A 21,878-nucleotide genomic window follows, 5' to 3' on the forward strand; every position below is an offset into this window, starting at 1 on the left:
CCACCCGCCTGTCCGCCCCCGCGACTTGACAGTAGATGCGCCCAAAAGGCCCGACTTGGCACATCTTGTGTCAAGTGGGTGAAGCGGACGGGGCGCCGGGGCCGGGGGGCAGGCGGCCGGTACTCCGGGCACATGCCCAGGCGGGAAACGGTGGCACATCGCGCCCCCACAGCGTAGGGTCCGAGACATGAGCCCAGCCATGGTGAGCTTCCCCCCGACCCGGGAGGTCCGCCCGGCGCTGGCGGAGTGGATCCGGCAGCAGCGCTGGTTCGCGTCCTCCTCCGAGACCCCCGTTCTCACCCGCATCGGCATGTGGTCACTCGTCGACCACCGCCACCAGGTGAACCTCGAGACGCACCTCATCCTCGACGAGTCGTCGCCCGAGCCCGTGCTCTACCAGGTGCCGCTGTCGTTCCGCGGCTCGAGCCTGCTGGGCGGCGACCGCGCGCTCATCGAGCACGTCGACGACGACGGATCCCACGTCTGGGTCTACGACGCCCCGCACGACCCCGCCTACACACGCGCCCTCCTCAGCCTCATGCTCGACGACGAGACGGAGTCGGGCGACGCCTTCGACGACACCGAGGTCGAGGGCCACCACGCCCTCACCAACTCCGATGTGCGCGTGACCGACTCGCACGTGCTCCGCGGCGAGCAGTCGAACACCTCGATCGTGTTCGACCTCGTGCACCCCAACGGCAAGCCCGCACCGCCCGTGATCTGCAAGGTCTTCCGCACCCTGAGCGACGGCCCGAATCCGGATGTCGTGGTGCAGTCGGCTCTCAGCGACGCGGGATCGCGGCTCGTGCCGCGCTCGATCGGCTTCGTCACGGGCGCCTGGAACGACCCGCGCGTGACCGCAGCCGGCAGCACGAGCAACGCGGGCAGCACGAGCAGCACCGGCAGCACAGGCGGGCGCGCCTCGGGCCACCTCGCGTTCGCCCAGGAGTTCATCCCCGAGGTCGAGGACGCCTGGCGCGTCGCACTCCGCTGCGCCGAGACGGGCGAGTCGTTCCAGCCGCTCGCCACTGCGCTCGGCGAGGCCACGGCCCAGGTGCACTCCGAGCTCGCCCGCCTGTTCCCGGTGCAGCCCGCAGGTCACGCCGAGATCGGCACCATCCTCGCCAGCATGCGCTCGCGCGCTGCCCAGGCGATGGCCGAGTACCCGGCGCTCGAGTCGGAGCGCGAGGCGGTCGAGAGCGTGTTCGCCGCCGCCGCCGAGGCCGATTGGCCCACGTTCCAGCGCATCCACGGCGACTACCACCTCGGCCAGGTGCTCGGCGTGCCCGGCCGCGGCTGGGTGCTGCTCGACTTCGAGGGCGAACCGCTCCGTCCGCTCGCCGAGCGCAGCGAACCGGATGCGCCTCTTCGCGACGTGGCGGGAATGCTGCGCTCGTTCGACTACGTCGCCGGCACGCTCGCGGCCGCGCAGGGTGCCGACGCCGTGCGCGCCTGGGCCCACGAGGCACGGGAGGCCTTCATCGACGGCTACTCGTCGCGCTCGGGCATCGACCTCCGCGCCCAGCGCGTGCTGCTCGATGCCTTCGAGCTCGACAAGGCCCTCTACGAGGTCAGCTACGAGGTGCGCAACCGCCCCGACTGGGTCTCGATCCCGGCGAACGCGATCGCCCACCTCGCCAACCGACCCCGCTAGCACCCCCAGCACCGACCGGCGACCCGGCAGTTCGTCCCGTTCCGGGTCGGTCTGAGCGGGACGAAGTGACGGGTCGACCCACCCCCGGGAGCGGTGCTACTCGGGCTCGCCCGTGATGAGGCCGCGGAGCCAGTCCCGGGCCTCGATGAAGACCTCGTTGTCGTAGCGCGGCACGTACTGCACCTGGGCCTTGTCGGCGCGCGGGTACGAGCCGAGGAACACGATCTTCGGGCTGAACCGCCGCACGCCGAGCAGTGCGTCCGCCACCCGCTCGTCGGTGATGTGCCCGTCGGCGTCGATCACGAACCGGTAGCGCCCGAGCGCGTCACCGATCGGCCGCGACTGCAGCAGCGAGAGGTTGACACCCCGGGTCGAGAACTGCTCGAGCAGCTCCAGCAGCGCACCGGAACGGTCCTCCGGGAGCTCGGCGATGATGCTCGTCTTGTCGGCACCCGTGGGCCCGGGCATCGCCCCGCCCCGGGAGACGAGCACGAAGCGCGTCACGGCGTGCGCGTTGTCGGCGATGCCCGAGGCGAGCACCTCGAAGTCGTGGTGCTGCACGATCTGCGGGGGCGCCACCGCCGCATCCGCCAGATCGTTCTCGAGCAGATTGAGCGCCGCCGCCACGTTGGAGGTGGCGGGGATGTGCCCGTGGGTGGGCAGGTGCGTGTCGAGCCAGGTGCGGGTCTGCGCGTAGGCGACCGGATGCGCGTTGACGACCCGCACATCCTCGAGCCTCGTGCCGGGCCGCGCCACGAGCACGAACTGCACGTGCACGAGGTACTCCCCCACGATGCGGAGGCCGGGGATGCTCGCGAGGGCGTCCTGGGTGGCCGAGACGCCGCCCTCGATGGAGTTCTCGATGGCGATCATGGCGGCGACGCTCCGGCCCGAGACCACGTCGTCGAGCGCCTCGCCCACGTTGTTGACCGAGCGCCAGGGCTTGCCCGCCGCCTCCGGCACCTGCGCGAGAGCCGCTTCGGTGAACGTGCCCGAGGGGCCCAGGTAGCTGTAGGTCTCCGACATGGTCCGAGCCTATCGAGTCGCACCTGCCCCGTCGGCGCCGGGCATTAGGTGCCAGACTTGGGGCATGCATGAGCGCGCAGGCACAGTCGCCCTTCCCGAAGACCTGATCGACGTCGACGCCCTGGTGGCGGCCTACTACGACCTGCACCCCGATGTCGAGGATCCCGAGCAGAAGGTGATCTTCGGCACGAGCGGTCACCGCGGCTCCTCCTTCAACACCGCCTTCAACGAGGACCACATCGCCGCCGTCACCCAGGCCATCGTGGAGTACCGCGCCGCCCAGGGCATCACAGGGCCACTCTTCATCGGCCGCGACACCCACGGGCTCTCCAAGCCCGCCGAGGACACCGCCCTCGAGGTGCTGAACGCCAACGGCGTGACCGTGTGGTCGGATGCGCGCGACAGCTGGACCCCGACCCCCGCCGTCTCGCACGCCATCCTTGCCTACAACCGCGCCGGGCACCCCGACCAGGCCGACGGCATCGTCGTGACCCCGAGCCACAACCCGCCCGGCGACGGCGGCTTCAAGTACAACCCGCCCCACGGCGGCCCGGCAGACTCGGATGCGACGGGCTGGATCGCGAACCGCGCCAACGAGCTCATCGCGGGCGGCCTCGCCGACGTGAAGCGCGTGGGCCGCGGCGAGGGCGCGCCGAGCGACCGCTACGACTTCCGCGAGCACTACGTGGCCGACCTCGTGAACGTCATCGACCTCGACGCCATCCAGAAGTCCGGCATCCACATCGGCGCCGACCCGCTCGGCGGGGCGAGCGTCGAGTACTGGGAGCTCATCCGCGACCGGTACGGGCTCAACATGGAGGTCGTCAACGAGACCGTCGACCCGCGCTGGGCGTTCATGACGCTCGACTGGGACGGCAAGATCCGGATGGACTGCTCGAGCCCCTACGCCATGGCGTCGCTCGTGGAGCGCCGGCACGACTTCGACATCTCCACCGGCAACGACGCGGATGCCGACCGGCACGGCGTGGTCACCCCGGATGCCGGGATCATGAACCCCAACCACTACCTGGCCGTCGCGATCCAGTACCTGTACTCGCGCCGCGAGGGCTGGTCGCCGGAGGCCGCGATCGGCAAGACCCTCGTGTCGTCGTCGATGATCGACCGCGTCGCCTCCGCCATCGGACGCACCCTGTGGGAGGTGCCGGTGGGCTTCAAGTGGTTCGTGCCCGGACTCATCGACGGCTCCGTCGGCTTCGGCGGCGAGGAGTCGGCCGGCGCCTCGTTCCTGCGCTTCGACGGAACCGTCTGGACGACCGACAAGGACGGCATCCTGCTCGCGCTCCTCGCCTCCGAGATCCTCGCCGTGACCGGGAAGACGCCCTCGCAGCTCTACGCGGAGCTCACCGAGGAGTTCGGATCGCCCGTCTACGAGCGGATCGACGCCCCGGCCTCCAAGGCGCAGAAGGCGGTGCTCGCGAAGCTCGACGGGGCGGCTATCGCGGCCGAGACCCTCGCAGGGGATCCGATCATCGCGAAGCTCTCGCATGCTCCGGGGAACGATGCTGCTGTCGGTGGGGTGAAGGTCGTGACATCGCGGGCGTGGTTTGCTGCTCGGCCTTCCGGGACTGAAGATGTGTACAAGATCTATGCGGAGAGTTTCGTGGGTCGGGAGCATCTGGCTGAGGTGCAGGCTGAGGCTAAGAAGATTGTGGACTCGGCGCTCGGAGCGTAGTTCGGGGGCGGGCGGCGCCTGAGTGGATACTCGGTTCGCGCCGCAGTCCCCCGCCCGCTGCGCGGGCTCCCGCCAGGCCCGATGCCTGCGGCGCGAACCGAGCACCCACTAAGCCGCCTCGCGTTGCTCGGCGTTGGGGAGGAGGCGATGTCGGGTTGGGGGTGGGAGTGCTCTAGGCGATGCTGTAGAAGTGGGCGGTGCCGCCGGGCTTTTCTACGGTGACGGCGTTGTCGAGGTCGCGGTAGGTGGAGTCGAGGGTGTGGCCCACCATGGCGATGGAGATGGTGCCGTCGGGGTTGGGGGTGACCTTCGAGATGATCTGGGTGTGGTCCACGCCGTTGTCGTTCTGGGGGTCCCAGTCGAGCATCACGACGTCGCCGATCTTCAGCTGCGAGCGGTCGGTGAACTCGTAGCGGGTGGTGTCGGGACGTGAGGCGTAGTACTCGTCCATGGGGTTGCCGCGGATCCAGCTGAAGCTGTAGTCGCCCGTGCTGGCGTAGTCGCTGTACCACTCGGGGCTCTGCTCCCAGCCGCGCTCGAGCATCGCCTGGTTCACGAAGTTGCCGCAGTCGTTGTCCTCGAACACACCCCACTCGGCGAGGTTGTAGTCCTGCCAGTGCTTGAAGGCGTAGGCCATCTGCGAGTCGACCGGGGTCTGCACCTCGTAGGTGTAGTCGGCCGTGGCCTCCGAGACGGTGCCGTCCTCGAGGGTGACGGTCACGGGCACAGCTCCCTCGACGAAGTTGAAGGATGCCGGGGCGACGACGGTGAGCTCGCCGTCCGACTGCACGTCCACGGCTTGGGCGGGCTCGGTGCCGAAGGCGACCGAGGAGACGGCCGTGTCGCCGTCGAAGCCGGTTCCGGTCACCGTGACGGTGGTGCCGCCCGCGAGCGCGCCGACGGCGGGCTCGAGCGCCGTCACCTCGACGGTGGGTGCGGCAGCCTCCGAGACCGAGCCGGAGGCGCCGGCATCTGCAGCCGAACCCGAGGCGCTCGCGGCGCATCCCGACAGGGCGAGCGCGGCGACCGCGATCGTTCCGGCGAACAGGGTGAAGCGAGAAGACGTGCGTAGGGGCATTGATTCATACGACCACATGAACATTTGTGTCCCCTATGAGGGGGGCAGTTATTCAGTTCATCTGATAACGAAGCGGTAACGGTCTCCGGATCCCTGGATCCCTGTAATGGCGGGGATCGACGCTCAGCGGACCCTGCGGATGCGGCCGGATCGCGCCCTTCGCGATTCGCGGCATCCGCTCAGCTTCGTTATCGTCGTGGGCGCCGGACGCCGCTCCGCTGCGGCCCGGTGATCCGAATCAGTCCGCGCCCCTGGTGCTCACCGCGAGCAGACCGGGGGCGTACGGTCCGAGACGTCGACGGGTGCCTGACGGCCCGTCGTGAGGATCCGGCCGGCCCGCGAACGGGCCGACGGGTTCCGCCGTCCGCCGACCCGGCCGTCAACCCGGGCGCGCACCCTCGCGCCCTGAGGAGAGAACGTGACCGAAACCATCGCCCTCGAGGTGTCGAACCTCTACAAAGTCTTCGGCCGCCGCCCGGACGACGCCGTCGAGCGGCTGCGCGGCGGCGCCACCCGCGCCGAGGTGGAGACGCAGAAGCTCGGCCTAGCGGCCGTGATCGATGCGTCATTCAGCGTGCGCACCGGCGAGATCTTCGTGGTCATGGGGCTGTCGGGATCCGGCAAGTCCACGCTCATCCGCATGCTCAACGGTCTGCTCGAGCCCACCGCCGGCTCGGTGACCGTGCTCGGCACCGAGCTCTCCGGCGCCCCCTCGGGCACCGTGCGGCGGGTGCGCCGTGAGCACGTCTCGATGGTGTTCCAGCACTTCGCGCTGCTGCCGCACCGCACCGTGGCCGAGAACGTGGCCTACGGCCTCGAGATCCAGGGGGTGCCGGCCGCGGCCCGCCGGCTCCGGGCCCTGGAGATCCTCGGCCTCGTGAGGCTCGAGGGCTGGGGCGACAAGCTGCCCGGCGAGCTCTCCGGCGGCATGCAGCAGCGCGTCGGCCTCGGCCGCGCCCTCGCCGCCGACACCGACATCCTGCTGATGGACGAGGCCTTCTCGGCGCTCGATCCGCTCATCCGGCGCGAGATGCAGGAGCAGCTCGTGGAGCTGCAGGCGAAGCTCGGCAAGACGATCGTCTTCATCACCCACGACCTCAACGAGGCGATGTACCTCGGCGACCGCGTGGCCGTGATGCGCGACGGCCGCATCGTGCAGCTCGACACCCCGGAGCGCATCCTCACCGACCCCGCCAACTCCTATGTGGAGCAGTTCGTGCACGACGTCGACCGCGCCCGCGTGCTCACCGCCTCGAGCGTCATGCAGCCCGGCCGCGCCGTCGTGACGCTCTCGGCCGGCGCCCGCGCGGCCCTCCGCACCCTGCGCGACCTGCAGACCTCCTCCGCGATCGTGCTCGGCCCGAACCGCACGGTGCTCGGCGCCGTGCGCGATCGGGACGTGCTGGGACTCGTGACCCGCGGCGAGGGCGACCTGTCGCAGGTGCTGCACGACGACTTCGCCGAGGTCGCGGCCGACGCCCCCATCTCGGAGCTCGTGGGCCTCTCGGTCGAGAACGTGCTGCCGGTCGCCGTGGTCGACGAGGGGCGGCGCCTCCTGGGCGTCATCCCGCGCGTGACCCTGCTCGCCGCCCTCGGCAACGTGCCGACCACCGGCGAGCTGCCGGTGATGGAGCCTCCTGCCACCATCCCGGTCGACGTCGTGACCCAGACGCTCCGCGCCACCGCGGATGCCGTTCCGGCGGGAGGGCTGCGCTGATGGAGTTCCGTCTTCCCCTCGGCGACTGGGCCGACACCGTCGTCGACTTCCTGACCGATGTCCTCGGCCCGCTCTTCGCCGGCATCAGCGCGCTCTTCCGCGGCCTCTACGAGGGTGTGGACTGGGTGCTCGCCACTCCCCCGTTCTTCGTCGTGATCGTGGTGATCGCCGCACTCGGCGTGTACCTCCGCGGCTGGGTCTTCGGGGCGGGGACGGCCGTCGGCCTCCTCGTGGTGGCCGGCGTCGACCAGTGGGCGAACGCGATGGACACCCTCGCACTCGTGATCGTGGCGGCCGGGATCGCCGTGCTCATCAGCATCCCGCTCGGCATCCTCGCCGCCCGCAACCGCACGGCGAGCGCCGTGATCAAGCCCGTGCTCGACTTCATGCAGACGATGCCGGCGTTCGTCTACCTCATCCCCGCGCTCATCCTGTTCCGGGTGGGGGTCGTGCCCGGCATCGTGGCGACGATCATCTTCGCGATGGCGCCCGGCGTGCGGCTCACCGAGCTCGGCATCCGGGGCGTCGACCGCGAGATCGTGGAGGCCGGCTCGGCCTTCGGATCGACGCCCGGCCGCATCCTCCGCCAGATCCAGCTGCCGCTCGCGGCGCCGTCGATCTTCGCGGGCATCAACCAGGTGATCATGCTGTCGCTCTCGATGGTCGTGATCGCCGGCATGGTCGGCGCAGGCGGCCTCGGCCGCGACATCGTGCAGGCGCTCAGCCGCGTCGACGTGGGGCTCGGCTTCGAGGCGGGGCTCAGCGTCGTGATCCTCGCGATCATCCTCGACCGGCTCACCGCCGCCCTCTCGACGCCGCGCACCCACCGGCTGCTCCCGGCCAGCCATCCGGCACCGGATCCGGCCACCCAGACCACCTCCGACCGTCACGTCAACGCGTGACCCGAAAGGCAGCAATGAAGAAGACGAACAAGCACCTCCTGTCCGCCCTGGCCATCGGAGCCGTCTCGGCGCTCGCCCTCGCGGGCTGCGCCTCGGAGTCCGACGCCGCCGAGACCCTGGAGAACGGTGATCGGTCCGACCTCACCGTGGCCGTCTTCAACGGCTGGCCCGAGGGCGAGGCCGCCTCCTACCTCTGGAAGCACGTGCTCGAGGAGGAGGGCTACTCGGTGGAGTTCGAGTACGCCGATGCGGGCCCCGTCTTCACGGGTCTCTCGACCGGCGACTACGACATCGCCTTCGACGGCTGGCTGCCCACCACGCACGCGAGCTACTTCGAGCAGTACGGCGACGACATCGTCGACCTCGGCGCCTGGAACGACGAGGCCTCGCTCACCATCGCGGTGAACGAGGACGCCCCGATCGACTCGCTCGAGGAGCTCGCGGCCAATGCGGACGCGTTCGGCAACACCCTCGTCGGCATCGAGCCCGGCGCCGGCCTCACCGAGGCCACCGAGAACGAGGTCATCCCCACCTACGGCCTCGAGGACATGGACTACATCACCTCCTCGACCCCCGCGATGCTCGCCGAGCTCACCGCGGCGATCGACGCGGGTGAGAACGTGGCCGTCACCCTGTGGCGCCCGCACTGGGCCTACGACGAGTTCCCGCTGAAGGACCTCGCTGACCCCGAGGGCACCCTCGGCGGCGCCGAGTCGATCCACTCGGTCTCCCGCGCGGGCTTCGAGGAGGAGTACCCGGCGCTCACCGAGTGGGTGAAGAGCTTCCGTCTCGACTCCGAGCAGCTCTACTCGCTCGAGAACGTCATGTTCAACAGCGGCGCCGACACGAGCGACTACGACCGCATCGTGGCCGACTGGGTGGCCGCCAATGAGGACTACGTCGACACCCTCACGTCCTAGCCCCACCCGCCACACAGCTCCATACCTCCACCGCTCCACCCCTCCACCACGGCGAGCCCCGGATGCCCATGGCGGCACCCGGGGTTCGCCCGCGTCCACGGCGCGCCTGAGCAGGGATTGCTCATGCCACCCGCGGCCCCGGTCGACATACGGTGTGGGCCCATGCGCACCTCTCCCTCGAAGCCCACCTCGTATTCCTCGGCACGGCTCCTGCTCGCCCTTCTGCTAGGAGGGCCGGTGGCCCTCGTCGGGGCCGGTGTGCCCGCGCACGCGGCGGGCGGCATCGAGCCGTTTCCCGTGGCGGTGGTGGATCCGTTCTCCCACGCGCCTCAGGTCGCGGAGCAGCCCGACGGGGCCGGGGTGTGGCAGCCCGTGGTCGGGACGGTCTGCCTCGACAAGCCGTTGCGGCTGACCGCGCCCGAGGTGGTGCTGCCACCCGGACAGCAGACCGTGAACTACCGACTCCGGATCGACGCGCGCCGCTACCCGGTCTCCTCGGCCAGCGAGGTGGTCCCGGACCTCCGCTCACTCGGAGTGACGCCGGGCACCGACTTCCAGTTCACCTACCTGGCCGACGCGACGAAGGGGCCCGTGCAGCGGCTGAACTTCTGGAGCGGTGGGGTGCGCGACACCGTCCTCACCTACCACGCCAGTCCGTGGTGCTGACGAGGCTCCGGCCGCGGGCCCACGCAGCGTAGGTGGGAAGTACTCAGGCGGCCCCGGCGCCGCACGCGGGTACGGTTTCCGCATCCGGAACACGCCGAGGTGCCGGCCGCTCGAAAGGAACACCGTGGGAACACTTCCTCCACGCCCCCGCCCGGCCAAGCCCTAAGGCACGGGCCGCAGGCTGCCGACCGGCCGAGAAGGGGAATGGCCGCCGGCCGCGCGCTGTTGGGGTCGGGGGTGCCGCGAGCACCTCCGACCCGCCCGCCCCGCTTCAGACAGGTACCGCATGACCCTCTTCTCCCCGCTCACCGCCGGCGACATCGAACTGCCCAACCGACTCGTGATGGCGCCCATGACCAGGCTCCGCGCCGACGAGCACGGCGTGCCCGGCGCCCTCATCGCCGAGCACTACGCTCAGCGGGCGAGCATGGGGCTGATCGTGAGCGAGGGCGTGTTCCCGAGCGCGGAGTCGAAGGCCTACCCCGGCCAGCCCGGCATCGAGACGGCCGAGCAGGCCGAGGGCTGGCGCGCCGTGGCCGACGCCGTGCACGCCGCCGGCGGCCGGATCGTGATGCAGGTCATGAACGGCGGGCGCGTGACGCACACCGGCATCACCGGCACCCCTCGCATCGTGGCGCCCTCGGCGATCGCGATCGACGGCGAGACCCGCCTGGCCGACGGCACCAAGGTGGCCTACGGCCTGCCGCACGCGCTCAGCACCGAGGAGCTCGACGTGGTGCGCGCCGAGTTCGTGGCGGCCTCGCGCCGCGCGATCGACGCCGGCTTCGACGGGGTCGAGCTGCACTCCGCCAACGGCTACCTGCTGCACGAGTTCCTCTCGCCCGTCTCGAACGTGCGCACCGACGCCTTCGGCGGCTCCCCCGAAGCGCGCGCCTCGTTCGTGATCTCGGTGGTCGAGGCCGTCGCCGCCGAGGTCGGTGCCGGCCGCGTGGGCATCCGGATCTCGCCCGCCCACAACATCCAGGACGTGGTGGAGACCGACGCCGCCGACGTGCTCGCCACCTACACCGCACTCGTCGACGGCATCGCGCCGCTCGGGCTGTCGTTCCTCAGCATCCTGCACGCCGACCCGGCCTCCGAGCTCGTGCAGCAGCTGCGGTCGCGCTTCGGCGGCGTCGTGGTGCTCAACACGGGCTTCTCGGTCGTCACCACCCGCGACGAGGCGCACTCGATCGTGAATGAGGGCCTCGGCGACGCCGTCGCGGTGGGCCGCCCCGTGATCGCGAACCCCGACCTCGCCGAGCGCTGGCAGCACGAGCACCCCGAGAACACGCCCGACCAGGCCACGATCTACGCTTCGGGCGCCGAGGGCTACACCGACTACCCGCGCATCAGCGCGTAGCGCCCGCGAGCAGGCCCGCTAGTAGGTGGGGGCCGCCGGAAGACCGAAGAACTCCTCGAGCGTCGCGATGCCCGTGGCGTGCATCTCGGTCGCCAGCGGCACCCCCACCCAGCGGTAGTGCCACGGCTCGAACTCGTACCCCGTGACGTCGGTCTTGCCGTCGGGATAGCGCAGCACCCAGCCGAAGCTGTAGGCGTTGCCGGCGAGCCACTGGCCCGCGGTGGTGTCGGCGAAGCAGCGGCCGTCGGTGGAGCATCCGGAGACCGTGTCGAGGATGTCCATGGCCATGCCGGTCTGGTGCTCGCTGTAGCCGGGGCGCGCGCTCGTGAGGTCGGCTCCGTCGGCCCCGAGCGCGTTCACGTAGTAGTCGTAGGCGCGCACCTGCACGCTGTAGTCGCGGTAGCCGCTCTGGGCCACCATCTGCACGCCCGTCTCGGCGAGGCCCGCCTGGAACATCGCATCGAGGGCGGCGGTGGCGTCGGCCCGCATCTGGTATCCGTTGGGGTTCGGCATGCCCGCGGGCAGGTCGACCAGGTCGGGCGGCGAGTAGTTCGCGCCGTCGGGGATGGGCCGCAGCTTGTTCACCACGAACCACGGGCTCGTGGGGTCGTCGATCGAGAGCGCCGCGCGGTCGAAGGCCGGCGGCGCCGGGGCGGGCGGCGGCTCGGTGGCGCTCGGCGTGGGCACGGGAGTGAATTCTGGCGAGGGGATGGCCGGAACGCTAACAGACGGGGTCGAGGATGCGGTGGGCCGCGTGTTCGAGACGGGCGCGGCCCCCGGACCGGGCGCGGCGCCGAAGCCCCACACCCCGGCGGCGAGAAGCGTGCCGGTGGCCACGACGGCCGCGACCAGCAGTGTCGCCCCGGCGGCCACGAGGGCGTTCCGGCTGTTCGTCCGCCGCCTGGCAGCCCGCAGCTGCGCTCGCGATCCCCCCGCGCTCGCCCACTGCGCGCTCCCCTTCGACACCGCGCCAGCCTAGCGGTGTCAGTCGGAGAAGTGCGTGGAGGAGCCGAAGGGGAGGCCGGTGGTGGGGCCGCCGCCGAGCTCCGACAGGCGCTTCGAGATGTCGTGCGGGTGCGCGTAGCCGTGGCGGCCGACCACGGCCCAGATCGACACGCAGTCGGCGGAGTAGGGATTGCTGATCCGGTGCGGGATCGACGCCTCGAAGGTGAGGCTGTCGCCCGCCTGCACCGTGTCGCGGTCGAAGCCGATCTGCATGTCCATCTGCCCGCTCAGCACGTGCATGTACTCCCAGCCCGTGTGCCGCATCATGTTGTCGGCCGGGCTCGACTCACTTCCCGGCGAGTAGGTCACGCGCACGAACTCCACGAGCGGGTCGTCGGCGGTGGTCAGCCGCTCCCAGCGCACGCCGCCGATCCGGATGTCCGGAGCCGTGCCCGCGCGCTGCAGGCCCGGGATGCCCACGGTCCGGATGCGGTCGGCCTCGCGCACCCGGTCGGCCGGCGCCGGGCTCGGCACCCCCGGGGTGACCGTGCCGAGCAGGGCGTCGAACGAGAGGTCGAGCTCGGACACGATCGTCCAGAGCGTGCCCATCGAGGGCATCGCCCGGCCGAGCTCGACCTGCGAGAGGAAGCTCGCCGACACCCCCACGCGGCTGCCGAGCTCCCGGAGCGACATGCCCTCGGCCTGTCTCGCCTCCCGGATCCGCTCGCCGACCGCACCCCGGCGGCCGTCCTCGGGCTGATCCGGGTCACGGTCTGGGCTCGTCGGCATGGTGGGTTCGCTCCTCGGTCCTCACGTCCAGGGTAGACGGTGCCCTCCGCCGTGTTACTCCGGAATCCTCCGCCGACGCCGGAGTCGCACCGCCATCGGCAGCACCGCCGCCACGAGCACGAACAGGCCCTGCAGCCAGTACTGCCACGAGAGGTTGACGCCGAGGAACGGCAGCGCGCTCGTGATGGTCTGCAGGAGGAGCGCCGCAGCGCCCACGGCGAGCGCCGATCCCGAGCCGCCGAAGATGCTGACGCCTGCGATGACGATGGCGGTGACCGAGGTGAGGGTGAAGGCCTGCGCCGCCCCCGCATCACCGATGCCGGTCTTCGTGTAGAGCACGATGCCGGCGATCGCCGCGAGCACTCCGGATGCGACGGTGGCCGTCAGGCGCATCCGCTGCACGTCGACGCCCATCCGGTTGGCCTTCACGGCATCCGACCCCGCGGCGCGGAAGCCGCGGCCGAGGCCGGTGTTGTTGAGGCCGAGCCACAGCAGCACGGCGATGGCCACGGCCACCACGAGCACGAGCGGGATGCCCGCGATGGCGGTGCCGAGAGCCGTCATGAGGTCGGCGCTCGCCTGCCCGCCCGGCTGCGGGCGGAGGAGCTGCGCGCCGCCGAGCACCGCGATCGAGGAGACCAGGGTGGCGATGACCGGTGGCATGCCGAGCCGGGTGATGAGGATGCCGTTGACGACACCGACCACCGCCCCGGCGGCGATCGCCACGACGACGCCCACGGCGAGGAGGCCCGGGCCGCCTCCGCCGAAGAACGAGACGATGACGGCCGAGAGCGCCACCACCGACCCGATCGAGAGATCGATGCCGCCCGTGATGACGACCGCGAGCTGGGCGAGACCGACGAGGATGAGGATGGAGGCGGTGGCGAGCAGCTGTCCGAGACTCAGCGGGCTGAGGAACGACGGCGCGACCCCGGCCGTGATGAGCGCGAGCACGATCGTGATCACGATGAGCGAGACGGTCTGCACCTCGCCGCGCTGGTAGATCGGCAGCCCCTTCTTGGAGGTGAGCTCCGCCGCATCCGCGTCGTCGTTGATGGAGGTCTCGGTGGCGAGCACCGCGGCCCCCGTGATCTCGCGCTCGGTGAGGCGGGAGCCCTCGAGCTCGGCCTGCACGCGGCCGCGGGAGAACACGACGACCCGGTCGCAGAGCCCCTCGAGCTCGACGGCGTCGGTGGAGAGGATGACGACGGCCACCCCGTCGTCGGCCATCGCCCGGAGGAACGAGTAGATCTCGACGCGTGCACCGGCATCCACACCCTGGGTGGGGTCTTCGACCAGCAGCACGCGGGGGCTGCCGAGGCGGGCCCTCGCGAGCAGCACCTTCTGCTGGCTGCCGCCCGAGAGGGAGGTGATGGGCGTCTCGATCGTGGGCGTCTTGACGGCGAGACCGCCGATGGCCTCGTGCACGAGACGGTTCTCGGTGCCCGGCGACACGAAGCCCGCCGGCATCGCCTGGGCGAGGTTCGGCGCGATCACGTTCTCGCGCACGCTGAGCTGCCCGAACATCGCCTCGCCGAGCCGGTCGCCCGGCAGGTAGACGATGCCGGCGGCGCTCGCGCGCTTGGCGGTGAGGCCGCGGAGCTCCTGCCCGTCGAGACGCACCGCACCGGCTCCGCGCACGGATCCGGCGAGCGCCTTCATGAACTCGCGCTGGCCGTTGCCCTCGACGCCCGCGAGCCCCACGATCTCGCCGCCGCGGGCGACGAAGTCGATGTCCCGGAAGGCGCGGCCCGTCAGCCCGGCGGTGCTGAGCGCCGGCGCCCCGGATGCCGCAGATGCCCCGGACGTCGCAGCGAGCGCCTTCGGGGGGAAGGTCGTCTCGAGCGACCGGCCGACGATGAGCTCCACGATCTCGTCGGCGGTGTAGCCGGCCACGTCGCCGCGGCCGACCACCTTGCCGTCGCGGAGCACCGTCATGCGGTCGCCGATCTCGAGCACCTCGGGGATGCGGTGGGTGATGTAGACCACCCCGGCCCCCCGGGCGAGGAGCTCGTGCACCTGGCTGAACAGCCACGCCGTCTCGTCGGCGCCGAGCGCCTCGGTGGGCTCGTCGAGCACGAGCACCGTGGGCTCGGAGGCGAGGGCCGCCGCGATCTCCACGAGGTGCGCCTCGCGCTGCGAGATCGCGCTGACGCGCTGGCGCACGTCGATCTCGAGGCCGAGGCGGGCGAACAGCTCCGCCGTCCAGGCCGTGGCGTCGCGGCGCTTCGGGCGCACCTTCTGCGGCAGCAGCAGGAGCATCGCGTCCACGACCGTGAGCGAAGGGGCGAGGGCGGGGATCTGGTAGACGATCGCGAGACCGCGCTCGCGGGCGTCGCGCGGGAACATCCGCGCCTGGGTCACCCCGCCCAGGTCGATCGTCCCCGTGTTGGGGACGACCGACCCGGCGGCGATGCCCACCAGCGTCGACTTGCCCGCTCCGTTCTCGCCGAGGATCGCGTGCACTTCACCGGGGAGCACCGTCACGTCGACGTCGTCGAGCGCGCGGACTCCGGGGTAATGCTTTCCGATTCCCGTGAGAGTGAGGAGCGGCACGGGCCGGCTGGCTGTCTGGTCCATCAGTTCGCGAACGTCTTCTCTACTTCTTCGGGGGTGAGCAGCGACGACGGCGAGCCGTCGGCGGGAGCGCCCTCGGCGCAGACCTCGGCCGGGGTCTTCGCACCGTCGGTGACGCCGGAGGAGTCCTCGGCGAGCGAGAGCTCGAAGATCGAGGGCTCGGTGTCGGAGGTGCCGGAGAGCGAGGCGACGGCCTTGCGGAGGGCGACGCGACCCACCCAGGTGCGCGACGAGACCGTGGCGAGCTCGTAGGAGGGGTTCGACGCCTTGAGCTCGTCGAAGCCGCAGCTGAGGCTGTTCTGGTCGGTCGTGGCGACGGGCGGAAGCGAGATGCCGGCGGCCTGGTAGGCGCGGATGACGCCGTCGGTCGACGCTCCGTAGTCGGAGATGACGGCGTCGATCTCCGGGTACTGCGAGAGCAGTCCGCTCATGGCCTGCTGCGCCTGAGCCGGGTCCCAGTTGGTGGTGACGGGCTCCTCGTTCAGCAGGGTGATCTGCGGGTTGTCGGCGAAGACCTCCTTGACGCCCTCGAGCTCCTGGCTCGAGACGGCGCTGCCGGCCGGGCCGCCGAGGAACACGACGTTGCCGCCCTCGTCGCCGAGCTGGTCGACGACCCACTGGCCCCACGTCTTGCCGCTGAACTGGGGCGACCAGTCGGTGTAGTCGAGGAAGTCGGAGCCGGCCGCGCCCTCGGGGTCGGAGGCGAACGCCACGACTGTGGAGCCGGACTGCACGGCGCTGCGGAGCGCGGAGAGGTGCGCCTCGCCGGGGCCCGCATCCGGGATGACGAGGACGATGTCGGTGCCCTTGGCCGCCATGCTCGTGATCGCGGCGGTCGTGGCCTGGAGGTCGCCACGGCCCGCGGCGAACTCGACGCCCGTGATGGCCGGGCAGTTCGCCGCCTCGGCCTCGATCTCGGCCAGCACGGTCTTCGACCACGAGTTGGTGCCGAAGCCGTCGACCACGCCGACCGTGATCTCGCCCTCCTCGGGGCAGATGTCGGAGATGTCGGCGAACTGGTCCATCGTGCCGACCGAGCCCACCGCGATGTCGGCGCTCGAGGCCGTCGAGGCGGTGCCGCTGGAGTTGGTGGAGGAGCAGCCTCCGAGCATCACCGCGAGTGCGGTGACGGTGAGCGCGCTGCCGATCGCGACGGCGGCGCGGCGGGGTGAGGTGGATTTCATGAGTGTGACTCCTCGTCGAGTGCTGTGTTCTTTCGGGATGGTCTCGCGCCGAACATCGTGCGCAGCCGCGCGGTGTTGCCACCGAGCTTGATCTGCACGACGATGCCGACGGCGATGATGACGGCCTGGATGATGTTCTGGGCCGCCGTGGTCTGGGTGAAGGTCTGCACCAGCTGACCGAGCTGGCCCAGGAAGAGGGCGCCGAGGGCGGTGCCGATGACACTGCCCTTGCCGCCCGTGAGCAGGGTTCCACCGAGCACCACCGCGGCGATGGAGGGCAGCAGGTAGGCGTCGCCCGCGGTGAGGGTGGGCGAGCGCAGGAGGCCGGCGAGCAGCACACCGCAGGTCGCGGCGAGCAGGGCCGAGAGCGTGTAGGCGCCCACGACGTAGCCGTTGGTGGAGAGGCCGATGGTGCGGGCCGCGCGCGGGTTGGCGCCCACGAGCTCGAACCGGCGGCCGACCCGCAGCGCCTTGAGGAGCACGTGCACGACGAGCACCACGATCGTGGCGATGATGACGAGCACGGGGATGCCGAGCCAGCGCGAGAGCGAGAACTCCGAGAGCGAGTCGACGACCTGGCCGCCGTAGCCGCCGGAGACCGCCTGCACGGTGCCGATCATGAGCGCGTTGCTCGCGATCGTGACCACGAGCGGCGGCAGCCCGAACAGCGCGATCACGAGACCGCTGACGAGACCGAAGACCGCGGGCACCACGAGGGCGACGAGGATGGCGAGACCGAGGCCGAGCTGGTCGTCGCCGCCGAACTTGGCCACGATCAGGGCGCCGAGCGTGATGGCCCCCGCGACCGAGAGGTCGAGACCGCCCTGCATGATGACGAGGGTCTGGCCGACGGCCACGACCGCGGTGAGCGCCGCGAACGGCAGCATCGACGACATCGCCGTGGCCGAGACGCTCCCGGGCGCGATCAGGGGGCTGATCGCGAAGAGCACCACGACGGCGATGAGCGCACGGGCCGCAGGCCACGAGGCGACCCTCGCCCAGGGCGTGATGGGCTTGATGCCGGGCCGCTCCGTGGGGGAGGAGGCGGCCCGGCGCCCGGCATCGAGGGTCATGCGTGCACGACTCCGGGGTGCCAGGCCCCGTCGACCGACGCCTCGGGCATCTGCGACAGGATGTAGTCGCGGCTGTTCGAGGCCTCGTCGCGGAGCTTCTTGACGTCGACGCCCACGAGGGCGCCCGCGCGCTTGCGCACGACGCCGTCGACGATCACGTCGGTCACGAGGCCGGGGTGGGCGTTGTAGACGATGCCGCCGAAGGGGTTGTTGAGCGGCGACATCGCGAGCGAGTTGCCGCTCACCACGATGACGTCGCCCGCCTTGCCCACCTCGAGCGATCCGGTGACCCCGCCGAGCCCGGCCGCGTTCGCGCCGTCGAGGGTGGCGAACTGGATGACGTCGGCGCAGTGCAGGCCGATCCGCTCGATCACGGCGCCGGCGGCCACGAGAGCCTCGTTGTCGGCGGCGCGCTGCAGGCCGATGGCCGTGCGCATGGTGCCGAACATGTCGCCGCCGTTGGAGGAGCAGACGTCGATCGAGAAGGAGGGGCGGACACCCGCGGCGAGCAGGCGGCCGGTGGCCGGGTAGCCGTGGCCCATCTGCGCCTCGACGTCGGGCGCGACCGAGGCCGAGCCGCCGGTCGCGGCGATGATCCGGAGCTCCTCGTCGCTCAGCGTCGTGCAGTGCACGTAGGTGATGGTGTCCGAGAGCAGGCCGTCCTCCTGCAGCATGAGGATCGGGCGCATCTTGCCGAAGTGGCCGTCTCCCACGTGCACGGTCACGCGCAGGTCGAGGTCGGCGGCCAGGGCGAAGTCGGCGCGGTTGACCTCGCGCGTGGTGAACTGCGGGCCGCGGAGGGCGAGCGCCATGGTGACGAGGCCGTCGTTGGAGGCGAAGTGCTCGGTGCGGAGCCTCGTCGCGTCGTCGCGCGGGTGCTCGACCGGGGAGGGCATGACGCCGCCCCACTGGGCCGCGCCGCCGCCGTGGGCGAAGACGGCCCGCATCCCGGTGTCCTCGAGCGCCTTGACGGCGGCGTCGGCGTGCTCGGTGGTGCGCAGGTTGTGCGACCAGTCCACCAGGGTCGTGATGCCGGAGTCGAGCGCCTCGAGGCTGCCGAGGTAGTTGCTCGTGTAGGTGTCCTCGGGGCGGAAGTGCTTGCTGAGGCCCACGTGCAGGCCAGCCATGTACTCGTCGAGCGACCAGTCGGAGGCGATGTTGCGCACGATCGCCTGCCAGGTGTGGCGGTGGGTGTCGACGAATCCGGGCATCACGACCGATCCGGCGGCGTCGATGACCTCGGCGCCGGGCGCCTCGAGACCGCGGCCGATCTCGGCGATGCGGCCGTCGCGGATGAGGACGTCGGTGTCGGCGAGGGCGGGGTCGGTGGCGATGCCGGTGAGGACGGTGCCTCCGGTGATCAGGATGTCTCTCGAGTCGGTCATGTCCGTGCTCCTTGTCTGGGCTGGGTCAGGGGGTCGTGGGGTGGAGGGATGGGCCGTCAGGCCCGTTCCCGGTAGAGCGGGATGTCGACGGGCGGCTGCGGGATGAAGCCGCCGTGGCGGTCCATCTCCTCGTAGAGGTGGTCGTGCGAGGCGCGGGTCCTGGCGAGCGCCGACTCGACGTCGACGTGCACGAGGCGGCCGTGGCGCTTCACGATCCGGCCGTCGACGAGCACGGTGTCGACGTTGCCGGAGTTGGTCTGCGAGATGACCGCCCCGGTGGGGTCGCGGCGGTTCCAGCCGGCCTGGCTGATGCCGCCCATGTCGAGCAGCACGATGTCGGCGCGCTTGCCGGGGGTGAGCGAGCCCACCCGGTCGTCGATGCCCGCGGCGACCGCGCCGTTCATCGTGATCCAGGAGAGCGCGTCCTTCGTGGTCCAGCGCATCTCCTGCGGCGCCACGAGCTGCTCGTAGCCGGCGCTGTCGTCGCGCCAGCGGGTGGCCTGCAGCACGAGCCGGGCGTGCGAGAGCAGGTCGCCGCTGTCGCCGCTCACGCAGTCGATGCCGAGGCTCGGCCCCGGAGTGTGCAGGGTCGCTTCACGGATGGCGGGGAATCCCATGCCCATCTGCATCTCGGTCTCGGCGCACACCGACACGGTCGTCCCGGTGCCCTGCAGCAGCTCCCACTCCTCGGGGGTGTTGAAGCTGCAGTGCACGAGCAGGAGGTCGGGGCCAAGGAGGTCGTGCTCGTGCAGCACCTCGACGTCACGGAAGAGCTGCCGCACGGCGAGCTGGTTGGCGTGCATCGTCATCCGCGCGCCGAGCTCGCGGGCGAGGGCGAACTCGGCCGCGACGGCGGCCACCGGGGCGATCGGCAGCTCCTGGGGGGCGATCCCGAAGCGGAGCGGCTGCGACTCGTCGCGGAAGTACTGCTCGCGGATCTCGCGGGCGAGCGCGGCGCGCGGCCCGAAGGCGGCGGGGTCGACGACGCCCTCGCGCCCGCCGGCGCTCTCGGACCAGGTGTTCGAGGTGACCGGGGTCATCCCGTGCCCGTACAGCCCGCGGATCCCCGCGTCCAGCAGGCCCGACACGGCGCCGTGCGCGCACTCGGGGTCGAGGATGTTGTGGCAGTAGTCCACGAGCGAGGTGACGCCGCAGTTGAGGGCGTCGAGGGCTCCGGCGTAGTTGCCGACGTACATGTCCTCCGGCCGGTAGCGGATGGCCATCTGCAGCCGCATCCCGCGCAGGTAGTCGGGGATCGTGCCGTCGGCGAGGATGCCGCGGAGCTGGGCCTGCCAGGTGTGCCGGTGGGTGTCGATGAGGCCGGGGATCGCGATCATCTCGGAGGCGTCGATCACGACCGCCGAGCCCTCGTCGACCGTGAGGGAGCTGACACCCGATTCGGCCGAGACGGGGGCCACGGCGACGATGACGCCGTCCTCCACGAGGATGTCCGCGCGCTCGAGGTCACCGATCCCCGGATCCACCGACGCGACGGCGGCGCCTCGGATCACGATGCGGTCGGGTGCAGCCATGGTTCTCCTCGTTGAGCAAGCCGGGTCGATTCAGTATGTGAAGTGCGAGTGTTCATGTCAACTCGCACTTTACTTATAGGTGCAGTAACTATTTACAGTGGAGCGAGCAGCAACCCGACGTTGTCGGGGTCGATGGCGAGCTCGCCCGCCTCCACGCGCGCCGCCAGATCGACCACGAGCCGGTTGAACGGTGCGGGCTCCCCCACCGCCTCGAGCTCGGTCACGACGAGCCCGTTGATCTCGGCGACCTCGCTGCGACGGCCCTTCAGCCAGTCCTGCAGCGACGTGGTCTTGGTGTCGGGCAGCGAGTACTGCGTGAGCACGATCTCGAAGAGGTGCTCGGCGAACGCATCCGGGTCGCCCACGTTCTCGTCGCCCATGCCGAAGATCGGCCGGATCCGGCTGCCGCTCGCACTCGCGGCCCGCACGGCCTCCTTGCCGCAGTTCAGCATGAAGTCGTACATGCCGGGCACCTCGGCGGCCGTGTTGAGCTCGAGGCCCAGGATGGCGGAGGGCACGAGCTCGGCGGCGTTGACCACGAGCTTCATCCACTTCGACGAGCGGATGTCGTCGGAGACCTCCACGGTGCCCGCGTGCCGGAGCACCTCGGCCACCTCCTCCTCGCGCCCTCGCGTGCCCGGCGAGATGCTGCCGACCGCGAACCACGACTCCTCGGGCGGGTTCTGCCGATTGGTGATGCCCGGTTCCCACATGTTGGAGGCCAGCTCGATGACGGCGCCGATCGTGCGGTCGGCACCCACCACATCGGCCATGTCGTCGATCGTCATGCCGTTCTGCAGCCCCACCACGAGGCTGTCCGGCTTCAACAGGGGCTTGATGAGCTCGCAGGCCCACCTCGTGTCGTAGGCCTTGACCCCCACGAAGACGATGTCGAAGCGATCCCGGAGCGTCGCGACGTCGGAGAGATGGTGGGCGGGCACCTGCGTGACCTCGGTGCGATCGGGCATCCGCACCTCGATGCCGCGCTCCCGGATGGCCTCCACGTGGGCCGGCCACTGCTCGATGAACGTCACGTCCAATCCGGCCCTGACCATGTCGGCACCGATCCCGGCACCGTTGGCTCCGGTCCCGACCACTGCGATCTTCTTCATCGAATCCTCGCTTGTCATGTATTGGTTCACATTGCGTGTGAAGTGATAGTACACGCCGGATGCGTCGAGACCGAGACCGAAAATCCCCTTCGCCACTGTTTTGGCGGGGTTTGGGAACCGTGCTTGAATTACCCTCGTGCGGGGCACAGTCCACCCGAAGTTCTGAGCCGCCGGTCGCACGGGTCACCCAGCCCCACGACCCCGCACAGTCTTACCCTCGCAAGCTGCTTGAACCGACGATTCGAGGACCCGTGAGGCTGTT

At 70.8% G+C, this 21,878-nt stretch carries 17 protein-coding genes; 7 read left to right on the forward strand and 10 right to left on the reverse strand.

The window, feature by feature from the left end; translation table 11 throughout:
* The first annotated feature begins 187 nt into the window (after positions 1 to 187).
* Positions 188 to 1,654 carry a phosphotransferase gene (locus Q0D57_RS11650; RefSeq protein WP_291043582.1) on the forward strand — a complete coding sequence of 489 codons (1,467 nt, stop codon included), beginning with the start codon at positions 188 to 190 and terminating at the stop codon, positions 1,652 to 1,654.
* Between the two features lie 96 nt (positions 1,655 to 1,750).
* Here Q0D57_RS11650 and pheA read toward each other — a convergent pair whose 3' ends face one another.
* Positions 1,751 to 2,680: a prephenate dehydratase gene (pheA, locus tag Q0D57_RS11655; RefSeq protein ID WP_291043585.1), complete on the reverse strand. Its 930-nt coding sequence runs from the start codon at positions 2,678 to 2,680 to the stop codon at positions 1,751 to 1,753.
* Between the two features lie 64 nt (positions 2,681 to 2,744).
* On the opposite strand from pheA, the gene pgm reads away from it, so the two are divergent.
* Positions 2,745 to 4,373 (forward strand): phosphoglucomutase (alpha-D-glucose-1,6-bisphosphate-dependent), encoded by a 1,629-nt coding sequence (gene pgm / locus Q0D57_RS11660; protein ID WP_291043588.1) that lies wholly within the window; start codon positions 2,745 to 2,747, stop codon positions 4,371 to 4,373.
* Positions 4,374 to 4,545: 172 nt separating this feature from the next.
* Here pgm and Q0D57_RS11665 read toward each other — a convergent pair whose 3' ends face one another.
* Entirely contained in the window at positions 4,546 to 5,451 is a 906-nt protein-coding gene (locus Q0D57_RS11665) for an amidase domain-containing protein (protein WP_291043591.1), read from the reverse strand.
* Between the two features lie 418 nt (positions 5,452 to 5,869).
* Between Q0D57_RS11665 and Q0D57_RS11670 the strand changes: the two genes are divergently transcribed.
* The 5 genes from Q0D57_RS11670 (at position 5,870) to Q0D57_RS11690 (ending at position 11,019) form a co-directional block, all read left to right on the forward strand.
* Positions 5,870 to 7,168, forward strand: a complete 1,299-nt coding sequence (locus tag Q0D57_RS11670; RefSeq protein WP_291043593.1) for a glycine betaine/L-proline ABC transporter ATP-binding protein — start codon at positions 5,870 to 5,872, stop codon at positions 7,166 to 7,168.
* Positions 7,168 to 8,070, forward strand: a complete 903-nt coding sequence (locus Q0D57_RS11675) for a proline/glycine betaine ABC transporter permease (RefSeq protein ID WP_291043595.1) — start codon at positions 7,168 to 7,170, stop codon at positions 8,068 to 8,070. The genes Q0D57_RS11670 and Q0D57_RS11675 overlap by 1 nt, the downstream gene beginning before the upstream one ends.
* A gap of 14 nt (positions 8,071 to 8,084) precedes the next feature.
* Positions 8,085 to 8,990 (forward strand): glycine betaine ABC transporter substrate-binding protein, encoded by a 906-nt coding sequence (locus tag Q0D57_RS11680; RefSeq protein WP_291043597.1) that lies wholly within the window; start codon positions 8,085 to 8,087, stop codon positions 8,988 to 8,990.
* Positions 8,991 to 9,227: 237 nt separating this feature from the next.
* Positions 9,228 to 9,656 (forward strand): hypothetical protein, encoded by a 429-nt coding sequence (locus Q0D57_RS11685; protein WP_291043599.1) that lies wholly within the window; start codon positions 9,228 to 9,230, stop codon positions 9,654 to 9,656.
* Between the two features lie 286 nt (positions 9,657 to 9,942).
* Positions 9,943 to 11,019, forward strand: coding sequence for an alkene reductase (locus Q0D57_RS11690; protein ID WP_291043601.1), 1,077 nt, complete (start codon positions 9,943 to 9,945; stop codon positions 11,017 to 11,019).
* A gap of 18 nt (positions 11,020 to 11,037) precedes the next feature.
* On the opposite strand, the gene Q0D57_RS11695 is transcribed toward Q0D57_RS11690, so the two are convergent.
* From Q0D57_RS11695 to Q0D57_RS11730, 8 genes are all read right to left on the reverse strand, one after another.
* Complete coding sequence (locus Q0D57_RS11695) at positions 11,038 to 11,985, reverse strand: M15 family metallopeptidase (protein WP_291043603.1); 948 nt, start codon at positions 11,983 to 11,985, stop codon at positions 11,038 to 11,040.
* Positions 11,986 to 12,003: 18 nt separating this feature from the next.
* Entirely contained in the window at positions 12,004 to 12,753 is a 750-nt protein-coding gene (locus Q0D57_RS11700) for an XRE family transcriptional regulator (RefSeq protein ID WP_291043607.1), read from the reverse strand.
* Between the two features lie 54 nt (positions 12,754 to 12,807).
* Complete coding sequence (locus Q0D57_RS11705; protein WP_291043610.1) at positions 12,808 to 15,333, reverse strand: ATP-binding cassette domain-containing protein; 2,526 nt, start codon at positions 15,331 to 15,333, stop codon at positions 12,808 to 12,810.
* The gene (locus tag Q0D57_RS11710) at positions 15,333 to 16,514 is read right to left on the reverse strand and encodes a substrate-binding domain-containing protein (RefSeq protein WP_291043612.1); all 1,182 of its coding nucleotides are present in this window, start codon (positions 16,512 to 16,514) and stop codon (positions 15,333 to 15,335) included. The genes Q0D57_RS11705 and Q0D57_RS11710 overlap by 1 nt, the downstream gene beginning before the upstream one ends.
* Positions 16,511 to 17,587, reverse strand: a complete 1,077-nt coding sequence (locus tag Q0D57_RS11715) for an ABC transporter permease (RefSeq protein ID WP_291043615.1) — start codon at positions 17,585 to 17,587, stop codon at positions 16,511 to 16,513. Before Q0D57_RS11715 ends, Q0D57_RS11710 begins: the two co-directional genes overlap by 4 nt.
* Positions 17,584 to 18,972 (reverse strand): amidohydrolase family protein, encoded by a 1,389-nt coding sequence (locus tag Q0D57_RS11720; RefSeq protein WP_291043618.1) that lies wholly within the window; start codon positions 18,970 to 18,972, stop codon positions 17,584 to 17,586. The genes Q0D57_RS11715 and Q0D57_RS11720 overlap by 4 nt, the downstream gene beginning before the upstream one ends.
* Positions 18,973 to 19,028: 56 nt before the next feature.
* Complete coding sequence (locus Q0D57_RS11725; RefSeq protein ID WP_291043621.1) at positions 19,029 to 20,504, reverse strand: amidohydrolase family protein; 1,476 nt, start codon at positions 20,502 to 20,504, stop codon at positions 19,029 to 19,031.
* 92 nt (positions 20,505 to 20,596) lie between these two features.
* Positions 20,597 to 21,616, reverse strand: coding sequence for a 2-dehydropantoate 2-reductase N-terminal domain-containing protein (locus Q0D57_RS11730; protein WP_291043624.1), 1,020 nt, complete (start codon positions 21,614 to 21,616; stop codon positions 20,597 to 20,599).
* Between the last annotated feature and the right edge of the window lie 262 nt (positions 21,617 to 21,878).

This window comes from Herbiconiux sp., assembly GCF_023264895.1.
Classification (GTDB): Bacteria; Actinomycetota; Actinomycetes; order Actinomycetales; family Microbacteriaceae; genus Herbiconiux.